Annotated in this window: 21 protein-coding genes; 12 read left to right on the forward strand and 9 right to left on the reverse strand. The window is 60.9% G+C overall.

The genetic code is table 11. The features are described from left to right. Positions 1–290: 290 nt before the first annotated feature. The gene (locus tag CO660_RS00605) at positions 291–908 is read right to left on the reverse strand and encodes a DUF1236 domain-containing protein (protein ID WP_011426253.1); all 618 of its coding nucleotides are present in this window, start codon (positions 906–908) and stop codon (positions 291–293) included. Positions 909–1196: 288 nt separating this feature from the next. Between CO660_RS00605 and CO660_RS00610 the strand changes: the two genes are divergently transcribed. After that, on the forward strand, positions 1197–1850 hold the full coding sequence (locus CO660_RS00610; RefSeq protein WP_097596936.1) for an MBL fold metallo-hydrolase: 654 nt from the start codon (positions 1197–1199) through the stop codon (positions 1848–1850). A gap of 51 nt (positions 1851–1901) precedes the next feature. On the opposite strand, the gene CO660_RS00615 is transcribed toward CO660_RS00610, so the two are convergent. From CO660_RS00615 to CO660_RS00630, 4 genes are all read right to left on the reverse strand, one after another. Further along, positions 1902–2243, reverse strand: coding sequence for a tRNA-binding protein (locus tag CO660_RS00615; RefSeq protein WP_097596937.1), 342 nt, complete (start codon positions 2241–2243; stop codon positions 1902–1904). A gap of 11 nt (positions 2244–2254) precedes the next feature. Next, positions 2255–3082 (reverse strand): pyrroline-5-carboxylate reductase, encoded by an 828-nt coding sequence (gene proC / locus CO660_RS00620; protein ID WP_097596938.1) that lies wholly within the window; start codon positions 3080–3082, stop codon positions 2255–2257. 1 nt (position 3083) lies between these two features. After that, positions 3084–3584 carry a YbjN domain-containing protein gene (locus tag CO660_RS00625; protein WP_097596939.1) on the reverse strand — a complete coding sequence of 167 codons (501 nt, stop codon included), beginning with the start codon at positions 3582–3584 and terminating at the stop codon, positions 3084–3086. A gap of 387 nt (positions 3585–3971) precedes the next feature. Next, the gene (locus CO660_RS00630; RefSeq protein WP_085778900.1) at positions 3972–4232 is read right to left on the reverse strand and encodes an accessory factor UbiK family protein; all 261 of its coding nucleotides are present in this window, start codon (positions 4230–4232) and stop codon (positions 3972–3974) included. Positions 4233–4436: 204 nt separating this feature from the next. Here CO660_RS00630 and lgt point away from each other — a divergent pair, with 204 nt between their 5' ends. The 6 genes from lgt to CO660_RS00660 all read left to right on the forward strand — a co-directional run bounded on the left by lgt (position 4437) and on the right by CO660_RS00660 (position 10427). Then, positions 4437–5285 (forward strand): prolipoprotein diacylglyceryl transferase, encoded by an 849-nt coding sequence (gene lgt, locus CO660_RS00635; protein WP_097596940.1) that lies wholly within the window; start codon positions 4437–4439, stop codon positions 5283–5285. An 18-nt stretch (positions 5286–5303) separates the two neighbouring features. Beyond that, positions 5304–6404, forward strand: coding sequence for a class I SAM-dependent methyltransferase (locus CO660_RS00640; protein ID WP_097596941.1), 1101 nt, complete (start codon positions 5304–5306; stop codon positions 6402–6404). Positions 6405–6513: 109 nt separating this feature from the next. Then, on the forward strand, positions 6514–7308 hold the full coding sequence (gene pgeF / locus CO660_RS00645) for a peptidoglycan editing factor PgeF (RefSeq protein ID WP_097596942.1): 795 nt from the start codon (positions 6514–6516) through the stop codon (positions 7306–7308). Positions 7309–7313: 5 nt separating this feature from the next. Continuing rightward, positions 7314–8465 (forward strand): Xaa-Pro peptidase family protein, encoded by a 1152-nt coding sequence (locus CO660_RS00650; RefSeq protein ID WP_097596943.1) that lies wholly within the window; start codon positions 7314–7316, stop codon positions 8463–8465. A gap of 102 nt (positions 8466–8567) precedes the next feature. Then, positions 8568–9389: a hypothetical protein gene (locus tag CO660_RS00655; RefSeq protein ID WP_097596944.1), complete on the forward strand. Its 822-nt coding sequence runs from the start codon at positions 8568–8570 to the stop codon at positions 9387–9389. Between the two features lie 105 nt (positions 9390–9494). After that, a complete protein-coding gene (locus CO660_RS00660) occupies positions 9495–10427 on the forward strand; it encodes a ribose-phosphate pyrophosphokinase (RefSeq protein ID WP_011426263.1) in 933 nt (310 codons plus the stop codon). Positions 10428–10638: 211 nt separating this feature from the next. Here CO660_RS00660 and CO660_RS00665 read toward each other — a convergent pair whose 3' ends face one another. After that, positions 10639–12189 (reverse strand): hypothetical protein, encoded by a 1551-nt coding sequence (locus CO660_RS00665; protein WP_097596945.1) that lies wholly within the window; start codon positions 12187–12189, stop codon positions 10639–10641. Positions 12190–12591: 402 nt separating this feature from the next. On the opposite strand from CO660_RS00665, the gene CO660_RS00670 reads away from it, so the two are divergent. The 5 genes from CO660_RS00670 to CO660_RS00690 all read left to right on the forward strand — a co-directional run bounded on the left by CO660_RS00670 (position 12592) and on the right by CO660_RS00690 (position 17811). Further along, positions 12592–13206, forward strand: coding sequence for a 50S ribosomal protein L25/general stress protein Ctc (locus CO660_RS00670; RefSeq protein WP_085778907.1), 615 nt, complete (start codon positions 12592–12594; stop codon positions 13204–13206). A gap of 234 nt (positions 13207–13440) precedes the next feature. Beyond that, positions 13441–15792, forward strand: coding sequence for an EAL domain-containing protein (locus tag CO660_RS00675; protein ID WP_097596946.1), 2352 nt, complete (start codon positions 13441–13443; stop codon positions 15790–15792). Positions 15793–15816: 24 nt separating this feature from the next. Beyond that, positions 15817–16530 carry a transporter substrate-binding domain-containing protein gene (locus tag CO660_RS00680; protein WP_097596947.1) on the forward strand — a complete coding sequence of 238 codons (714 nt, stop codon included), beginning with the start codon at positions 15817–15819 and terminating at the stop codon, positions 16528–16530. Between the two features lie 91 nt (positions 16531–16621). Next, entirely contained in the window at positions 16622–17353 is a 732-nt protein-coding gene (gene pth / locus CO660_RS00685) for an aminoacyl-tRNA hydrolase (RefSeq protein WP_097596948.1), read from the forward strand. Beyond that, positions 17350–17811, forward strand: coding sequence for a GNAT family N-acetyltransferase (locus CO660_RS00690; RefSeq protein WP_097596949.1), 462 nt, complete (start codon positions 17350–17352; stop codon positions 17809–17811). Before pth ends, CO660_RS00690 begins: the two co-directional genes overlap by 4 nt. Before the next feature lie 9 nt (positions 17812–17820). Here CO660_RS00690 and clpS read toward each other — a convergent pair whose 3' ends face one another. The 3 genes from clpS to CO660_RS00705 form a co-directional block, all read right to left on the reverse strand. Beyond that, complete coding sequence (clpS, locus tag CO660_RS00695; RefSeq protein ID WP_085780144.1) at positions 17821–18132, reverse strand: ATP-dependent Clp protease adapter ClpS; 312 nt, start codon at positions 18130–18132, stop codon at positions 17821–17823. 92 nt (positions 18133–18224) lie between these two features. Beyond that, on the reverse strand, positions 18225–18623 hold the full coding sequence (locus CO660_RS00700; protein ID WP_097596950.1) for a type II toxin-antitoxin system VapC family toxin: 399 nt from the start codon (positions 18621–18623) through the stop codon (positions 18225–18227). Then, on the reverse strand, positions 18613–18891 hold the full coding sequence (locus CO660_RS00705; RefSeq protein WP_097596951.1) for an AbrB/MazE/SpoVT family DNA-binding domain-containing protein: 279 nt from the start codon (positions 18889–18891) through the stop codon (positions 18613–18615). The genes CO660_RS00700 and CO660_RS00705 overlap by 11 nt, the downstream gene beginning before the upstream one ends. Positions 18892–19013 lie beyond the last annotated feature (122 nt).

Below are 19013 nucleotides of genomic sequence, written 5' to 3' on the forward strand. Positions count from 1 at the left end.
TCAGTATTATTGACGTAAATTTACGCGGCTACCAGCTTCACCGAACTTCGTGGGAGCCCGAGCTTATTTCGCAATTTCCCTGATATTTCTTTGGTAACCAAGGTCCGCCCGGAACTTCCGACGCAATAAGCAATTCCCCCGACGTCTTGGATAAAACGTAATGGGGACAACAATCAACAGGCATGGCGAGTGAAGCCCCGGCGGAGATTTGGAATGGCTTCAAAGGCGGGAGGAGGATTGCGCGAACGAGGCGGCCTGCCGACCGCCTCCTTTCACAGTTGCCGATGATCTTATTGATAGACGTAGACAATCCGGCGCGTACCTGGATCGACGAGGACGGGCCGGTCGTTGATCCTTGTGTAGCGATATTCGTAATCCGGAATGGTCTGGAAAGTCACGTCGGCAGGCACTTCCGCGCCGACGACCACATCGCCGCCAAGCCGCACCGTCTCGGTCGGATTGGTCTCGATATAGGTCCGCACCGTCTCCGGCGGAGTGATCGTTTCGACAGCTCCAACCGGCCCGATCAATTCATCGCCCGGCGCCGGTTGCGGGTCGGCCGGGACAACGCTGGCAGTCGATTCGTAGGTCACCACGGGAACGCCGATCTCGGCGCGATGCTGCTCGACGATAACCTGGTTGCCGCCGTAGTCCATCTGCAGATAATCCGCATAGACCCAGCCGCGCATGCCGTTGACGTCGACACGGCACCAGCGGCTACCTTCGATGCAGCCGTCGAGCACCGCGGTCGAACCGCGGGTGGCAAGGCCGACCGCCGGATATTGCGGGCCTGGACCTGCGCGGACATTGAGATCGTTGACCGTGGTCGCCACCATCTCCGCCTGCGCCAGACCGCCGCTCGCCAGGAGCACGGCTCCAGCCAACAGGATGTTTCTCTTCAAGGTCATGTGAGCGTCTCCTTGGTTTCGATGGCCGGACAACGCGCGGCGTTCCACGATGTTCCGACGCGCCCCGCCGGGGCAAAACGGCCCCTCCAGATACGCCCTCACAAGCAATTGAAAAATTAGAATAAAACTTGATTTCGTCGACGCGCCGAACGGCGGAAGAGACCTATAAACTTGTGTTGCAGTCGGTCTTGCTGCCGTGAAACACGCGTCAAAGCAGAAGATTTGGGCTGTCCTCGCCGCCGTTTCGGACTATACCCTGAGCACCCGAGACACCCAAGCGAGGCACTTATGGGCATGCTCCAGGCCGGCATCATTCCGGTGACACCCTTTCAGCAGAACTGCACGGTCTTCTTCGATCCCGATACCCAGGAAGGCGTCGTCGTCGATCCGGGCGGCGACGTGCCGCTTATCCTTCAGGCGATTGAGAAAAGCGGCCTGACCATCAAGGAAATCTGGCTGACGCACGGTCATCTCGACCATGCCGGCGGCGCCGGGGAGTTGAAGGAAGCCCTCGGCGTCGACATAGTCGGCCCGCATCAGGATGACCTGCCGCTGCTGCAGCGCATCGAGACCCAGGCCGCGACGTACGGCATATCAGGATTGCGCAATGTTCTGCCGGACCGCTGGCTGAAGAACGGCGACAAGGTCTCCTTCGGCGCCCACGAATTCGAGGTCTATCACACGCCCGGCCATGCCCCCGGCCACGTGATCTATTTCAACCGCGCACAGAATTTCGCCCATCTCGGCGACGTGCTCTTCAACGGCTCGATCGGCCGCACCGACCTGCCTGGCGGCAATCATCAGCAGCTGTTGGATTCGATCCGCGACAAGGTCCTGCCGCTTGGCGACGACGTCGGCTTTATCTGCGGCCATGGGCCCGGCAGCCGCATCGGTGACGAACGGCGAAGCAATCCGTATCTGCAGGAAATCAGGCCTCGTTGAGCATCCGATGCAGACACATCAGGCACCCGGCAAAATGGTGTGAGCCCATGCTCACATCATCTTCCTGCCGTTCGGCACCGGCTGGTCGACCGCCGCAAGCACGATCGCGCCATTCTCGTCCTCGAATCCCAGCGTCAGCACTTCCGAACGGAACGGACCGATCTGCCGGGGCGGGAAATTGACGACGCCGAACACCTGCCGGCCGATCAGGGTTTCCGGCGTATAATGCACGGTGATCTGCGCCGAGGATTTCTTGATACCGATCTGAGGGCCAAAATCGATGAGCAGCTTGAAAGCCGGCTTGCGCGCCTCCGGAAAAGAGCTGGCTTCGATGATCGTACCGACACGGATGTCGACACGCTCGAAATCGGCGTAGCTGATCTCTTCCGCCATGTGCATCTCCGTCAGCCGGCCAGTTCCTCGGCCCGCTTGCGCGCTGCCGCAAGCGCCTTATCGAACAGGGGCTGCATGCCGTTCTCCGCCATCAGAACGGCGAGCGCCGCCGCCGTCGTGCCGCCGGGAGACGTCACATTCTGCCGCAGCCGCGAAGCATCGTCGGGGGACTGGTGCAAGAGTTCACCAGCCCCCGCGACCGTTTCCCGCGCAAGACGCATGGCGAGGTCCGCCTGCAGGCCGAGCTTTCGGCCTGCCTCCGCCATACATTCGACGAGATAGAATACATAAGCCGGGCCGCTGCCGGAAAGCGCCGTCACGGCATCGATATCGGCCTCCGCAGGCACCCATTCGACCGGGCCGGAGACGCTGAGAAGGGCATGGACGCGTTTGCGTTGCGGATCGCTGACTCCTGAATTGGCAAAGGCCCCGGTCACACCGCGGCCGACCATAGCCGGCGTGTTCGGCATGGCTCGCACCATGGCGGCTTTGCCGAGATGTTTTTCGAGAAAACCGAGCGTCTTGCCGGCTGCCACCGAGACGACGACCGTCGCCGGCCCGACGGCGCTCTTCACATCAGGCAACACCGTCTCCATCACCTGCGGCTTAACTGCGAGAAACAAAACGCTCGCCTTCAATTCCGTAGGGATCGCGGTCAGATGCGTCGCGCCGGCTTCCTTGATCGTCGCCAGCATCGCCGATGAAGGGCCTGGATCCACAACAATGACGGCGGAGCCCGGAACGCCGCTCTTCAGCCAGCCGGAGAGCATGGCTCCGCCCATGTTTCCGGCGCCGATCAGTACGACGGGATTTGCCGGGGAGACCGCCTTCGCCGGCATCTTATGCCTCGCCTACCGTTTCGAACAGCACGGCTTCCATCGCCTTAGCCGCGTCCATGCCGGACCAGACAACGAACTGGAATACCTGGAAATAGGCTTCGCATGTGTCGAGCGCACTGGAAAGCAGCACCTCTACCTGGCGATTGGTCGGCTCCGCGCCGCCTGCAAGCAGCAGCGACTGCCTGAAGATGACGACATCTTCCTGACGCCAGAGATCGAAATGACCCATCAGGACCTGCCCGTTGATCGCCGAGAGCAGCTTGACCACCTCGTTGACCCTAATGTCGGGGACTTTGATATCGAAAGCGCAGCCAAGATGCAGCGCCTCGAATTCCTCCATCCAGGAAAAGGAAACATGATAGTCCGCCCAGCGTCCCTCGACCGTCATCGCGATCTCGTCCTCGCCGGATCGCTCGAACGACCAGTCGTTGTTGGAGGCCACGTACTCGATCATATCGACCGGGTTCGACTGACGCTCGACTTCCAATTCCATCAGGTTCATGCAGCACCTTCTTGACCGGAACGAATGCGGCTTAGCTTGGGATACGAACACAAGAAAGACACACGCAACACCGGAAACCACCATCGGATGATCGTTGAACCGCTGCCAGACTTAACGCAGATAACCTGCCCGGAGCTTACCAAGTCGCTTCGAATCATCATTTAAAATCAGTGTATAATGACCCTTGCCACCTGCCAGCCCCCAGAAGGGAAAATAGGGCAGGCCTGCTGTGGAAAGCACTTCGAAACTCAATTCAGAAGGGAGAATAAGCGACTCTGCGTATTGGCTTTTTTGGCAGTGTCCACAGGTGGAAAACTCACCTGGAATTTTTTGTGACAGATGCGGCGTGTGGCATGAAGGCAACGCCGCATCTGCACCTAGCTGAATTTAGTGGCCCTCGCTGGCGAGCTTGGCCTCCAACGCCGCGATACGGGCGGCAAGCGCCTCGTTTTCATCGCGCGCCTTGATCGCCATCTCTCGCACGGCCTCGAATTCCTCGCGCTTGACGACGTCCATGCTGTTCAGCCAACGCTCGGCCTGGGCGTTGAAAGCCGTCTCGATCTCCTTGCGGACGCCCTGCGCGGCACCTGCCGCATCGGTCATCAGCTTGGCGAACTCGTCCATGATGCGGTTCGTTCCGGTCGTCATGGCGTTTTTCTCCCTTCGTATAAGGTGAATTCAGCCCTTCAGGGCCCCGAAGATTGAGGTAGGGCTTCGCCACCCGCGATGCAAGCGCTTTGCGCGGGATAGCCTTATCCTGAAGCGGGCAGCCGAGGCGCGATCACGAACAATGCACTTGACCGTCCGGGATCGCGGCGGCATGTTCCGCCGACCTCAACGGATGGGAAAACCTTGCCGACAGCAGCCAATCTCCTTGCGATCATGCCTTTCCCGGACATCGATCCGATCGCTTTTTCGATCGGTCCGTTGGCGATTCACTGGTACGGCCTGGCATACGTCGCCGGCATCCTGCTTGGCTGGGCCTATGCGCGCCGCCTCGCCGCCAACGACAGTCTCTGGCCGGGCAATAGATCGCCGATGACGAAGACGCAGCTCGACGATTTCATCGTCTGGGCCGCCCTCGGCGTCGTGCTTGGCGGCCGTCTCGGCTATATCTTCTTCTATGACCTCTCCGCTGTCCTGCGCGATCCCATCCGCGCAGTCGAAATCTGGAACGGCGGCATGTCCTTCCACGGCGGCCTGACCGGCACGACGATTGCCATGATCATCTTTGCTCGCCGCAATGCCATTCCGATCTGGAGCCTGTTCGATATCGTCGCCGCCGTCGTTCCCTTCGGCCTGTTCTTCGGCCGCATCGCCAATTTCATCAACGGTGAGCTCTGGGGCCGGCTGACCGACGTCCCCTGGGCCGTGGTTTTCCCGACCGGCGGGCCCTTCGCCCGCCATCCGAGCCAGCTCTACGAGGCCGGCCTTGAGGGCATTGTTCTGCTCCTGGTGCTTGCCGCCCTCGTCTATGGCATGCGTGCGCTGAAAAGCCCTGGCTTCATCACGGGCGTCTTCGTCTGCGGTTATGCACTGTCGCGCATCTTCGTCGAGTTCTTCCGAGAGCCGGACGCCCAGCTCGGTTACCTCCTCGGCACGAACTGGCTGACCATGGGTATGGTCCTCTCCTCCCCGATGATCCTGCTCGGCCTCTGGGCGATCCTGCGGGCCCGCCGCCAGGCCGCGCCGCAGCTCTAAACCGGCAGGACGCGCGACATGACCACCGCTCTAGGCGAAAAGATCAAGGCGATCATCCAGGCCAACGGCCCGATCAGCGTCACCGACTATTTCTCGCTCTGCCTCGCCGATCCCGAGCACGGCTATTACCGCACCCGAGAACCCTTCGGCCGGTCCGGCGATTTTGTCACCGCGCCCGAAGTCAGCCAGATCTTCGGCGAGATGATCGGCGTCTTCGTCGTCCATGCCTGGCAGCGCCACGGCACGCAGGCAGATGTGCGCCTTGTCGAGATCGGGCCTGGCCGCGGCACGATGATGGCGGATATGCTGCGTGTCATCGCCCGCATCGCCCCGCCGCTGTTTGACACGATGGGCGTGCATCTCGTCGAAACCAGCGAGCGCCTGCGCGACGTCCAGAGCCAGACACTCGAAGCTTATGGCGAAAGGATCGCGTGGCACGGTGGCTTCGATGAGGTCCCGCCCGGCTTCACGCTGATTGCCGCCAACGAATTGTTCGACGCAATCCCGATCCGACAGTTCGTCCGCACGCAAACGGGTTTCCGCGAGCGCATGGTCGGGCTTGACGCCGATGGCGAACTGACCTTTGCCGCAGGTGTCGCGGGCCTCGATCCGGCCCTACTGCCGGAACCGGTGCAGAACCTGCCGCTCGGCACGCTCTTCGAGATCTCACCCGCCCGCCAGGCCGTGATGATGGCGATCTGCGAGCGGCTGCGCGCCTTCGGCGGCACGGCGCTGGTCGTCGACTACGGCCATCTCGTCACCGGCTTCGGCGATACGCTGCAAGCGGTGCGCATGCATGAATTCGACCCGCCGCTCGCCCATCCCGGCGAAGCTGACCTGACGAGCCATGTCGATTTCCAGCAGCTCGCCGAGACGGCACTGACGGCCGGCCTCCATCTGAACGGCGCCCTGCACCAGGGTGACTTTCTGACCGGCCTCGGCATTCTCGAACGCGCCGCAGCCCTCGGGCGTGACCGCGAGCCGCAGACCCAGCAGGTCATTCAATCGGCGGTCGACAGGCTTGCCGGCGCCGGTGAGGGCCGGATGGGTGAACTCTTCAAGGTGATGGCGGTCTCCCATCCTGCCGTCGATCTCATGCCCTTTCGCCCGGTGGATTGACAGGGCGCACGCGGCTGAGCCAACATCCGCGCGAAACAGGAACTTGAAGCGCGCCGCAGACGCGATGCGCTCGGGACAAAACAAACCCCTCGAAAACCCGGAATTACAGATGCAGGACGCGGCCTCTCCCGCACCGATCCAAAGCCCGCTGCTGAACGAAGCGACGGGCGGCACCATCCGCCACGGTTATTTCACCCGGGCCGGCGGTGTTTCCGAAGGGATCTATCGCGGTCTCAATGTCGGCCTCGGCTCCAACGACGAGCGCCGGAACGTCATGGAAAATCGCCGCCGCGTCGCCGCCTGGTTCGACCTGCCGCTCGAGCGGCTGGCAACTGTTCATCAGGTGCATTCGCCCGACGTCGTGACGATTGGCGCCGATTACGACGGCGCCCGCCCCGACGCCGACGCGATGGTGACGGCAGTTCCCGGCATTGCGCTTGGCGTGCTGGCCGCCGATTGCGGTCCGGTCCTCTTTGTCGATCCCGAAAATCGCGTCATCGGCGCCGCCCATGCCGGCTGGAAGGGCGCGCTGACCGGTGTTCTCGAAAACACCATTGCGGCCATGGAAGCCCTGGGGGCCGATCGCGCCAGCCTACTGGCCTGCCTCGGCCCCTCGATCAGTCAGGCGAGTTACGAGGTCGGGCCGGAATTCGTCGATCGCTTCGTCGCCGAAAATCCGGACTACGAACGCTTTTTCACGCCGTCCGCAACGCCGGGCCGCGCCATGTTCGATCTACCGGCGCTGACGATCGACAGGCTGACGCGGGCTGGTGTGCAGGCCGAAAACCTCGGGCTCTGCACCTATCCGGATAGCGAGCGCTTCTTTTCCTATCGCAGGACGACACATCGCAACGAGCCGGACTACGGCCGCCAGATTTCAGCGATATCAATCAGGGAGACTTGAGCAGAATGGCACTGCATTTCGAAAAGGCCGAGTTCGCAAGCCGGCTGGCACGCCTCACCGAGAAGATGAAGGAAGAAAAGCTCGACGCCCTGCTGCTCTTCGCCCAGGAAAGCATGTATTGGCTGACCGGCTACGACACCTTCGGCTACTGCTTTTTCCAGACGCTGGTCGTCAAGAGCGACGGTACGATGGCGCTGATCACCCGCTCGGCCGATCTCCGCCAGGCCAAACACACTTCGATCCTCGAAGACATCCACATCTGGGTCGACAGGGTCAATGCCGATCCGACGCTCGACCTGAAGAACCTCCTGGTCGAGATGGATCTGCTCGGCGCACGCATCGGCGTGGAATATGATACGCACGGGATGACCGGCCGCATCGCCCGCCTGCTCGACGCGCAGTTGACCACTTTCGGCCAGATCGTCGACGCCTCCTATCTCGTCAGCCGTCTTCGTCTCGTCAAGAGCCCGACGGAAGTCGCCTATGTCGAGCGCGCTGCCGCTCTCGCGGACGACGCGCTCGACGCCGCAATCCGGCTAACGAAACCGGGCGCCGACGAGGCCGATATCCTCGCCGCCATGCAGGGTGCGGTCTTTTCCGGCGGCGGCGATTATCCCGCCAACGAGTTCATCATCGGCTCCGCTGCCGACGCCCTGCTCTGCCGCTACAAGGCCGGCCGCCGCAAGCTCGACGCCAACGACCAGCTGACGCTGGAATGGGCCGGCACCTATGCGCATTATCATGCCGCCATGATGCGCACGATCGTCATCGGCGAGCCGATGCAACGCCATCGAGAGCTCTACAATGCCTGCCGCGAAACCATTGAGGCGATCGAGACCGTGCTGAAGCCCGGCCACACCTTCGGCGACGTCTTCGACATCCATGCCAGGATCATGGACGAGCGTGGCCTTGCCCGACACCGGCTGAATGCTTGCGGTTATTCGCTCGGCGCCCGCTTCTCGCCCTCCTGGATGGAGCACCAGATGTTCCATGTCGGCAATCCGCAGCCGATCGAGCCGAACATGTCGCTCTTCGTGCACATGATCATTGCCGATTCCGATACCGGCACGGCAATGACGCTCGGACAGACCTACCTGACGACGGCGGATGCGCCGCGCACACTTTCCCGTCATTCGCTCGATTTCATCGGCCTTTGAAGACCGGGACTGACCGGTGAGAATCCGGAATTGACAGAGGACCATCCCCGCCCGCATAAATCCGGGCGGGCTGATACGATTGTGGGAAGGACGGATCACGGGATGACGCGAGCTGCGACTGCGCCCACGCTCCTGTTCGTCATGGCTCTGCTGACCGCCTGCAACACCACCGACGCGCTGACGCCGCAAGTCGGAATTGGCGAATCCTCCGGAACTCCGCCGTCAAGTCCGGTGACGCAGGGCGAGGCAGAACGTCTGGCCGGCACCCGACAGCCGGTTTTTGCCGGGAGCACACAGCCGAGTGGCTATCATCCGGCCTATGATCAATCGCAAAGAACCTATCGACCCGGCAGCGGCGCGCCCCCGACGACGATGCAGGAGCAGGCAGACGCGCTGTCGAGGAACGGCTCCTCGCCCGCCGCCTCCGCTCCGATCAAGGGACAGGCGCTGCCGCCGGCTGCCGCCGGCGCCGGATCGCCAACACAGCCCGGCCAGCGGCTTGACGCGCAGCAACCGCAGCAGACCGCCGCCCTCACCCCCGGCACATCATCCGCGCGCGGCAATACCGTGCGCTTCCTGCCGATCATCGGGGCGCCGGTGCAAGCCGTGACTCCGCTCTCGCGCCAACTCGGCGCCGAGGCGCGCGCCCATGGCCTTTCCATCAAGAGCTCGAACGACACGAGCAGCGATTACATCCTCAAAGGCTATCTCTCCGCTTTCAGCGACGACGGCAAGGTCACCGTCGTCTATGTCTGGGACATTCTCGACGGTGGCGGCGCCCGCCTGCACCGCATCCAGGGGCAGGAAAGCGTACCGACGGCCGCCGCCGACCCTTGGGCGGGTGTCCCGGCTTCGGTGATGCAGCAGATCGCCTCGAAAACCATCGCGGAATTCACCTCCTGGCGGCAAACTCAGGGCGGTTAGTCACAAACTTTTTGCAAATATGAAAGTCTGTGGCGCCTTTGCCCTTGCATTCACTGGGAAGCTGACTAAAAAGCGCGGCTATCAGCGCATAACAGGCGGACCAAAATGAAGGTTTTCGCAGGCAATTCGAACCGGCAACTCGCCGAAGCGATCTGCAACTATCTCAATGTTCCTTTGGGAAGAGCCAGTGTCCGAAGGTTTGCCGACCAGGAAATCTTCGTGGAAATCCAGGAAAACGTGCGCGGCGAGGACGTTTTCCTCGTGCAGCCCACCGCCTTTCCCGCCAACGACCACCTGATGGAGCTGCTGATCATGATCGACGCGATGCGTCGTTCGTCGGCACGCCGCATCACCGCCGTTCTTCCCTATTTCGGCTATGCCCGTCAGGACCGCCGCGCATCCGGCCGCACGCCGATCTCCGCCAAGCTGGTTGCCAACCTGATTACCGAAGCCGGCGCCGATCGCGTCATGACGCTCGATCTCCATGCCGGTCAGATCCAAGGCTTCTTCGATATACCCACAGACAACCTCTTCGCCCTGCCCGTGCTGACGCGCGACATCAAGAGCCATTATGACCTCAGCAATGTCATGGTCGTCTCGCCCGACGTCGGCGGCGTGGTGCGCGCACGCGCGCTCGCCAAACGGCTGGACTGTCTTCTGGCCATCGTCGACAAGCGTCGCGATCGGCCAGGTGAATCCGAAGTCATGAACATCATCGGCGACGTCACCGGCAAGGACTGCCTGCTGATCGACGACATCGTCGATTCCGGCGGCACCCTCTGCAATGCGGCCGACGCACTGCTCGCCCAGGGTGCCTCCAGCGTCACCGCCTATATCACGCACGGCGTTCTCTCGGGCGGCGCGGTTACCCGCGTCACCTCCTCGAAGCTGCGTGAGCTCGTCATCACCGATTCGATCCAGCCGACAACGGCGGTGCTTTCAGCGCACAATATCCGCGTCGTGACGACGGCCCCGCTGATCGGCGAAGCCATCAGCCGCACGAGCCAGGAAGAGTCCGTCTCCAGCCTCTTCGATTAAAAAGTCTCCTCCGTCATGCCTAGCCTTGTGCCGAGCATCTGACCTCTGCAATTCCTTGGCAGGAAAGCATTATTTTCAGATTTAATCAGCCGGGGCAGATCCTGGGCACACAAGGCCGAGGATGGCGTCACGGCTTCTGCAGTGGTTTGTCAGCAGCCTGAAGGCCGGCACAAGTCCGGCCTCTTTCATTTCTGGGTCCAATCGAGAACCTTCAAGGCTGCTGCGGCGGCGCAGGGACTACGTCCTGACCTTGATCCTGTTCCTGCTGCTCGTCCGACTCCAGCCCCTGATCCTGGTCCTGATCCGGACCATCCGGTCCCTTGATCTGCTGGCCATTGACCGCCACGGAACCGTCGCGGCTGATGCTCACGTCCCAGCGCGAACGGCCATCCGGATCGGTCTTGGCAAAGCCCTTCACCATCATGATGCCGAAGGAGACCTGGTTGAGGTCGGGGTCCGTCTTGGCAAGCTCCTGAACCGCCGCGATCGTCTTGTCGAGATCGCGGGCAAGGATCGTCGCCTCCATCGAATAGTCCTTCTCGGTATCGACGCGACCTTCGATCCTGCCGGTTATATCGACGTCATAGACCTGCGATTTGGCACTGATCTTCGGAAACTCGACGGCAAGCCGGCCATCGCGGAAGAGCTTCTTCGCCATCTCCTCGCCGGTCTTCTCGGACGCCGAATCTTTGAAATCCATCGCCATGAGGGCGTCGCCGAAGCTTGCGAAATCCAGATTCGGAAGCGCGAGCTGGAAATCGAAGTTGCTCGGCATGAAGGCCGAATAGTTTGCCGGCATCAGCGGCGTGTCGAGGCTGATCTCCTGCGCATTCATGCCGAAGCCGAAACGCATGGCGTCACTCGGCCCGTCGATGGCGAGGTTGTAGCCGAATGCCTTGGCGCCGCCCTTGCCCATCTCGCTGCTGACGGTCAGGTCGTTGACGCCGATCGTCTCGCTGAACAAGGTCAGAAGCGGGAAGGCTTCCTTCACTATTCCCTTTATCTTGTCGCTGTTTTCCGGGCTCAATTCCTTCTCATCGAGATGGTCGAGCACGAAGAAGACCATCTCACGAATCTGCTTGGCCGGCAGGCCGTTCACCTTGGCCTCGACATTGATCGAGCCGGCACGAAGTTCGATAGGCGGCATTTGCAGGCCGGAAACCTGCTCGACGAAATCGGACATCGAGCCACTGCCGGCGAAATCGATACGTCCATGGCCGCCTGCGCTGTCGGTCGAACTCAGCTTCTGATCCATGCTGGCGATGCTGGCATGGACCTCCTCCGTTTCGGTCTTGCTGGCCACCTTGATGTCTTTGGCCGCGAAGGTGCCGGAGCGCAGATAGCTGATCGCCGGGTCGAAGACGCCGGAATAAACAAGCGACGCGATAGAATAGGTGAAATCCGTCGGCTTCTGGTCTGGACCCTTGAAATGGCCCGAGACGTTGAGCCTGTTGTCGCCTTCGATGTTCCAGAGGCCACTGTCGAGCGGCGTGGCGAACATCGAAAACGGTGTCAACCCTGTGATCGTAAACGTCGCCGGATCCGCCTTGGTAAGCAGCTTCGCCAGATCGTAGATGACCTCATAGCGCGTGCCGGCCGGATTGACGGTGATGAAGCCGCTTTTTGCCAAATCCTGCGGAAGCAGCTTCGTCAGGGTCTCTTTGACCGCGTTGGCGCCCTCCTGGTTGATCTCCGCGCCCTCGGCCCCGGTGAAAAGGCAAAGGGCAAGAATACTCGTTGCCGTGACAAGTTTGAGACGCATGGTCTGGTTTTCTCCTCAGCCACTTTTTGATTGCGGCCATCCAAAGATGCGAAGCGCGGCAATGTCAAGCCAAGTGGCGATAAGCACTGGCAATTTTGCGTTTGACCAGGTGCAGATCGCGAGTGATTTCAACAAGGTTCTCGCATTGGGATGGGTGCGGATGCAATCTGGGCGAGTTCGCTCTCACCGATGATGAAGCGCCCCGGCGAAAGCCCCTCCATCGCCGAAAAACCGGCGCAATCGGCAACTTGCGTTTCCGGGCGACTTATACTATAGGCCACCGGTCCGCGTAGACACCCTTGGAGGCAACGCGGATGAGGATGGGAAAACCCGCCTCCGGTTCGACGGAACTGGGTTTTTGCCTGCCGCCGAACTCTCCAAATAACCTCGAAAGGAATAGCCATGAGCCAGGAAACTTACGAGCTCAAGGCCGAGGCGCGCGAACGGGTTGGTAAGGGGTCCGCCCGTGAACTTCGCCGCAACGGTTTGATTCCCGCTGTCATCTATGGTGACAAGCAGGCCCCCATTGCCATCGCTCTCAACACCAATGAGGTGACGAAGCGCATTCACGCCGGTGGCTTCATGACCACCGTGGCGACCATCGAAGTCGACGGCAAGAAGTACAAGGTTCTGCCGAAGGACTACCAGCTCGATCCGGTCCGCGACTTCACGCTGCATGTCGATTTCCTGCGCGTCTCCGGCAACACACAGGTGACCGTCGAAATCCCGGTTCACTTCATCAATGAAGCGAAGTCTCCGGGCCTCAAGGTCGGCGGCGTTCTGAACATCGTCCGCCACGCAGTTGAAGTTCACTGCCCGGCCGATGCGATCCCGGAATTCTTCAACATCGACCTTAGCGGCAAGAAGATCGGCGACAGCATCCATATTTCGGAAGTCACCCTGCCGAAGGGCGTCAGCCCGGTCATCGACCGCGACTTCACGGTCGCGACCATCGTCGCTCCGGCTGCCGGCGTCGATGAGAGCGCCGCGGAAGCTGAAGGCGAAGCCGAAGCCTGATCGCTTCGACCAGTTGCAAAGCATATGGCCCGCCTTCCCCGGTGAAGTGGCTCCCGAAAGTCGTCATCCAACTTTCGAGAACCAGTTCACGGGGAAGGCGGGCTTTTCATTGCCTGCCAAGCCTCCGTTTCAGCAACATTTAACATATTCATGAAAGCATGGGCCGTCAGCTGCGAAGAAGCCGGCCTGAACGCGCGACAGCAAATATGCCGGCCTGGGGGAGTAGACGGAACCATGAACAATTCCGTTGAGAACAGGTTTTTTGGGATTGTTTGCGGAGCGCTGCTTGTTTTTGTCGCTCCGCTTTTTGTTCTTTTCCTTTTTCTTTCCTCGGAACGCGCCGATAAAGAAATACGCGACCATATCTCTGTTCTTCTTGTCGCCAATGCTCAAGCCCTGGCAAAACCGCTCTGGGACCTCGATGAGGAAAGCGTCACCCAGATCAGCGCGACGGTCGTTTCCCAGGGCGCCATCGTCAAGGTCGAGGTGCGGGATCAGTCGGGTCAGCTTGACGTCAGCCAATCTACCATTCCGCGTTCCTTTGACGGCAAGCTCGTGCAGGTGTCGCGTGCCATCATCTACAATACCGTCGACGGTCCGAAGAACCTCGGCAGCATCAGCGTCTATTATCCCGCCCTCGGGCTGTTTTCCGGTCTGAAGCAGGAAGAGGTCGTCTTCATTTCGATCTTCATCTTCGCGGTTCTGACCGTTTTCGGCACAGCGTTGATCGGCAACCGGTTCTTCGTCATCCAGCCGCTGATGCGTCTGACGGCGGCGATCGAGGCCACCCGGCAGCTCGGCTCGCGCCATCATGTCGACTGGCAGTCAAACGACGAGATGGGACGGCTTGCCCGCAGCTTCAACGAGATGCAAACCAAGCTGGAAAGCGAGGAGAAGGAGCTGAAGCTCGCCCATCGCCGCGCCACCGACATCTACAATCTGACGCCCGCCATGCTCTTCTCGCTCGATGAGGAAGACCGCATCACTGCCGTCAGCGACTATTGGCTGCTCGCCACCGGTTATAGTCGCGCCGACGTCATTGGCCGCAATTTTGCAGATCTGGTCACGCCGAACAGCCGCAATAAATTCGTCAAGCGCCGCTACGCTGAAAACGGCATGACGGTCACCGTCAAATTCGTCTGCCGCGACGGCCGCACCATGGACGTCCTCATCATGGAATCGGAAGCGGCCGCCGGCGCTCACGATCGCCTCTCGCTGTCCGTCATGACGGATGTGACCGAGCTCAAGGCTTCGGAGGACCGCAACCATCGCCAGGCAATCACCGACCATCTGACCGGGCTTCTCAACCGCCAAGGCTTCGAGGCGGTGCTTGATAACAAGATCGCTGCCGCAGACGCCGCCGGCCAGGAACTCGCCTGCCTCTTCGTCGATCTCGACCGCTTCAAGTGGATCAACGACAATATGGGGCACGCTGCCGGCGACACGGCGCTGATCGAACTCGTCGAGCGCCTGAAGACCCATCTTGCCCCCTCCGACGAGGCGGCCCGTCTCGGCGGCGACGAGTTCGCCATCCTGCTGCCTGCAAAGGACGCCGAAACGCGCGCAAAGGCGATGTGCGAGCAGATCGCCTCAATCTTCGAAACGCCATTTGCCCCGGACATGCATCTGAGCGCGTCCATCGGCATCGCCATCTACCCACATCACGCCGCGACCGCGGCCGAGCTGCTGCAGAAATCCGACATGGCGATGTATGCCAAGAAACGGGACGGCAAGAACGGCGCACAGCTCTTCGACAAAGCCATGCTCGACCGCGCCCGCAGCCGCGCCGAAATCGAGGCCAATATCGAAGCCGGCTTCGTCGACAATTGGTTTGAAGCCTTCCTGCAGCCGATCGTCAATCTCAACCGCCGCGGCATTGCCGGTTTCGAGGCGCTGATGCGCCTTAACCATCCGCAGAAAGGTCTGATGCCGCCAGCCGAAATTATCAGCGTCGCCGAGGAGACGGGCAAGATCGTCCGCGTCGGCAACGTCATCATGGAAAAGGCGATTTCCAATCTCGCGAAAATCTCTCGCATATCGGGGATGCAGGATACCTACCTGGCCATCAACTTCTCGCCGCTGCAGTTCGAGCCGGCTCTGCCGGCCCGTCTAGCCGCGATCGTCGGTCGCCATGGCATCCGCCCCGAGCGCATCGTGGTCGAGATCACGGAAGCCGTGCTGATGCACGACAACCCGCAGATTCGCATGATCGTCACCGAGCTTCGCCGCTTCGGCTGCCGCATCGCGCTCGACGATTTCGGCACCGGCTACTCGTCGCTCAGCTACCTCAACCGTTTCCCTGTCGATATCATCAAGATCGATCAGTCCTTCACCCGCGCGATCAACGACGGCGATGACGACGTGCGCCAGAAGAGCCGCATGCTGATCGAAGGCATCACCACCTTGTCCCACAAGATGAACTGCACCGTCATCGCCGAGGGCATCGAGACGGAAGAGGAATGCCGCACGCTTCACCAGATGGGTCTGGACTATGGCCAGGGCTATCTCTTCCATCGTCCACAGCACGCAGCCGCACTCATTGAGGAACTGATGGCCCCGCAATCAGCCGTCGCACGCGCCTCGTAAACGAAGAACGAAGGAGACGACACGATGAAAAAGCTCCTGCTTCTCGCATGGCTGGCGCTGCCTTGCGCCGCCCACGCACAGACGGTTGCTTTCACGACCGAGGATTACGCCCCCTTCAACTATCGCGAAGGCAAAGAGATCAAAGGCGCGACGGTCGAGCAGGTCGAAAAGGTGATGGCCGCGATCGGCGTCGACTATACGATCGAAGTCATGCCTTGGGCGCGTGCTTTCGGCCTTGCCCGCACTGCGCCGATGACATGTGTTTTCGCCACCGCCCACAATAGCGCGCGCGATCCGCTGTTCAAATGGGTCGAGCCGCTGCTCATCGACCGAAACATCCTGATCACCCGCAAGGGTTCGGGCGTCACCGCCAGCAATCTCGACGAAGCAAAGAAATATACGATCGGCACCCAGCGCGAGGACTACACCGAGACGATCCTGAAGGAGAAGGGTTTCACCAAGCTGGACGTCGCCAGTGACTTCAACGCCACGCTGCGCAAGCTGCTCAGCGGTCGCATCGACATGATGCCGATCTCCGAACTCTATTTCGAAAAGCTGAAGGCCGATCAGCCGGTGGAGATCGTAACCGTGCTCTCCTCCCAGCCCATGGGTATCGCCTGCGAGAAGAGCTTTCCCGACGATCTGCTCGCCAAGATGCAGGCTGCGCTCAACAAGCTGATTGCCGATGGCGACCAGAAGCAGATCTTCCAGAAATACGGTATGAACCTGTCGGACTGATACCGCCCGGTTCTCCACTGCCTTTCCGCTTGACTTTGCTCCCGTTTCCGGGTGGTGAACGTCGGAAAAGCTTAAGCGAGGACGACAGGCCATGCTGATCATCGCGGGTCTCGGCAATCCCGGCGGCAAATACGCCGGCAACCGCCACAATATCGGCTTCATGGCCGTCGACGCCATCCATCGGCGCCACGGCTTCTCGCCCTGGTCGAAGAAGTTCAAGGCCGAAATTGCGGAGGGAGAACTTGGCGGCGACAAGGTCCTGCTGATCAAGCCGCAGACCTACATGAACCTCTCCGGCGAGGCCGTCGGCGAGGCGATGCGCTTCTACAAGCTCCAGCCCGCCGAGCTCGTCGCGATCTATGACGAACTCGACCTGCCCCCTGGCAAGGCGCGGCTGAAAACCGGCGGTGGCCATGGCGGCCACAACGGCATCAGGTCGCTGGACGCCCATTGCGGCAAGGAATACCGGCGGCTGCGCCTCGGCATCGGCCATCCCGGCGTCAAGGAGATGGTGCAGAACCACGTGCTCGGCGATTTCGCCAAGGCCGACCGGGCGTGGCTGGAGCCGCTTCTCGAAACGCTGGCCGACAATGCCGACATGCTGGTGCGAAACGAGGATTCACAGCTGATGAACAAGATCGCCCTGGCGTTGGGTGGCAAGGCCGAGGAAGAGAAGCCGCGAAAGGAAAGCAAGGATAGCGACAAGAAGCCGGCCGGCCAGTCGCATATCCGCCAGGCCCGCAACAGCAATCAGCCGAAGCTGCCGACCAGCGGCCCGATGGCAGAGATGCTGAAAAAGATGTTCGGCAACAAGGGGGAATGAGGCCGCTGCCAGACCGGGATTTTACCATCCGCAGTGCCGCTCCCGACGATCTCAATGGGTTGACCGTCCTCTACCGGCATCTGAATCCGACCGATCCCATTCTCGACGGGACCATGGCCGAGGAGCGCTTTTCCGCCATTCTCGCCCAGCCCGGCATAACTGTATTCATCGGCTTTGCCGGCCCTCACGCCGCCGCCACCGTCACGCTGATCATCGTGCCGAACTTGACGCGCGGCGGCGCCTCTTATGCGCTGATCGAAAACGTCGTCGCCCACGCCGAGCACCGCCGGCGCGGCTATGCAGGCGCCGTCGTCGGCCATGCGGTGAATGAGGCCTGGAAGGCCGGCTGCTATAAGGTGATGTTGCTCACCGGCTCGAAGAACCCGGTGACGCTGCGGTTCTACGAAAATTGCGGCTTCCTGCAGGACAAGACCGGCTATCAGATCCGCCGACCGTGAGCTGAAAGGCTATTCCTCGGGCTCTGTGGTGAACATCAGCGGGAAACCCATCTCTTTGGCAAGGTCGATACCCTCCTTGGCCTTGGTCTCGGCAATGTCCTTGGCGCAGACCACGACCACGCAGGAGCCGAGCTTGTGCGCCGTCATCATCACTCGGTAACCCGTCTCCTCGCTCATACGGAAGACGACCTTCAGGATCACAATGACGAATTCGCGCGGCGTGTAATCGTCGTTGACGAGAATGACCTTGTAGAGCTTCGGCTTGTCCAGCTTCGGCTTCACCTTGGTCTTCGGTTTCAGGGCAACGTCATTGTCAGTCATCGGAAAATCCACCCGTTGATGACATGAAAAGGCGGAAGAAACATCCGCCGGACTATATTGCATCGTCAGCACGGCAGTTCAATGACGGAATATCATTCCGACGAGAGCAGCAGGCAGGCTCGCCCGGCGCTTTCGACGATGGCGGCAGCCTTCCTGTCGAAGGTCGCGAATACTTCCCCGCCAAGCCTGCGGCCTTCGAAGACAATGACGCCATCGGCGAAATCACCGCCGGCATCGAGGAAGGACAATCCAGCCTCGACAGCTGCTCTGTCGTAGACGATCTTCCTGTCGGCTAACAGCAGCCGGATGGTCGCAGCGATCTCGGAGGCGCTTTTACGATAAATCCGGCCGACGACCCCGACGAACTCGCAGAACGTCAGGTTGGAGACGAACAGCCGCTCAGCCTCGCGCATCAATATCCTTGCATGTTCCGTTTGCTTCGGATCGTCATCCACGGCCGCCCGCACGAGCACATTCGTATCAACGATCATCAGCGATGCCGACCTCGCCAGCCCAGCCCGCCTTTATGGCCTCATCGATCTCCTTGAGCGTCGCATGAATATTGCCCTTGTTCTCGAGACTTCCGAAGAAATTCTCGATGGAACCGCTGGCCGGCTGCGTTTTGACCGCAACGACCTCAAGCTTGCCACCAGCCAGGAGATCAACGTCGATTTTATCGCCGGGCCTGATCCCGAGGTGCCGAAGCACTTCTTTTCTCAAGGTGACCTGTCCTTTTGCTGTCACTTTCAGGGTTGCCATGTCAGCTGTATCCTTTCCGCCAAAAGGTAAGGCTAAACCGCCTTACCTTCAAACCGGCTGGCCTTGCTTTTTCGATTCGTGCCGCAAACCCTTGACCCGAGCCGGCCATTCCCGCATAGGCA

Origin of the sequence: Rhizobium sp. L9 (assembly GCF_002531885.1) — a bacterium.
In the GTDB taxonomy this organism is placed as follows: Bacteria; Pseudomonadota; Alphaproteobacteria; order Rhizobiales; family Rhizobiaceae; genus Rhizobium.

Coding starts and splice junctions, on each gene's coding strand:
- CO660_RS00615 (WP_097596937.1), bottom strand. CDS start 2,243: ATGGCGGAAGAGATCAGCTACGCCGATTTCGAGCGTGTCGACATCCGT.
- CO660_RS00680 (WP_097596947.1), top strand. CDS start 15,817: ATGAAAAAGCTCCTGCTTCTCGCATGGCTGGCGCTGCCTTGCGCCGCC.
- CO660_RS00625 (WP_097596939.1), bottom strand. CDS start 3,584: ATGAACCTGATGGAATTGGAAGTCGAGCGTCAGTCGAACCCGGTCGAT.
- CO660_RS00640 (WP_097596941.1), top strand. CDS start 5,304: ATGACCACCGCTCTAGGCGAAAAGATCAAGGCGATCATCCAGGCCAAC.
- CO660_RS00665 (WP_097596945.1), bottom strand. CDS start 12,189: ATGCGTCTCAAACTTGTCACGGCAACGAGTATTCTTGCCCTTTGCCTT.
- clpS (WP_085780144.1), bottom strand. CDS start 18,132: ATGACTGACAATGACGTTGCCCTGAAACCGAAGACCAAGGTGAAGCCG.
- CO660_RS00675 (WP_097596946.1), top strand. CDS start 13,441: ATGAACAATTCCGTTGAGAACAGGTTTTTTGGGATTGTTTGCGGAGCG.
- CO660_RS00690 (WP_097596949.1), top strand. CDS start 17,350: ATGAGGCCGCTGCCAGACCGGGATTTTACCATCCGCAGTGCCGCTCCC.
- CO660_RS00610 (WP_097596936.1), top strand. CDS start 1,197: ATGGGCATGCTCCAGGCCGGCATCATTCCGGTGACACCCTTTCAGCAG.
- proC (WP_097596938.1), bottom strand. CDS start 3,082: ATGCCGGCGAAGGCGGTCTCCCCGGCAAATCCCGTCGTACTGATCGGC.
- CO660_RS00650 (WP_097596943.1), top strand. CDS start 7,314: ATGGCACTGCATTTCGAAAAGGCCGAGTTCGCAAGCCGGCTGGCACGC.
- pth (WP_097596948.1), top strand. CDS start 16,622: ATGCTGATCATCGCGGGTCTCGGCAATCCCGGCGGCAAATACGCCGGC.
- CO660_RS00660 (WP_011426263.1), top strand. CDS start 9,495: ATGAAGGTTTTCGCAGGCAATTCGAACCGGCAACTCGCCGAAGCGATC.
- CO660_RS00605 (WP_011426253.1), bottom strand. CDS start 908: ATGACCTTGAAGAGAAACATCCTGTTGGCTGGAGCCGTGCTCCTGGCG.
- CO660_RS00670 (WP_085778907.1), top strand. CDS start 12,592: ATGAGCCAGGAAACTTACGAGCTCAAGGCCGAGGCGCGCGAACGGGTT.
- CO660_RS00630 (WP_085778900.1), bottom strand. CDS start 4,232: ATGACGACCGGAACGAACCGCATCATGGACGAGTTCGCCAAGCTGATG.
- CO660_RS00655 (WP_097596944.1), top strand. CDS start 8,568: ATGACGCGAGCTGCGACTGCGCCCACGCTCCTGTTCGTCATGGCTCTG.
- pgeF (WP_097596942.1), top strand. CDS start 6,514: ATGCAGGACGCGGCCTCTCCCGCACCGATCCAAAGCCCGCTGCTGAAC.
- CO660_RS00705 (WP_097596951.1), bottom strand. CDS start 18,891: ATGGCAACCCTGAAAGTGACAGCAAAAGGACAGGTCACCTTGAGAAAA.
- CO660_RS00700 (WP_097596950.1), bottom strand. CDS start 18,623: ATGATCGTTGATACGAATGTGCTCGTGCGGGCGGCCGTGGATGACGAT.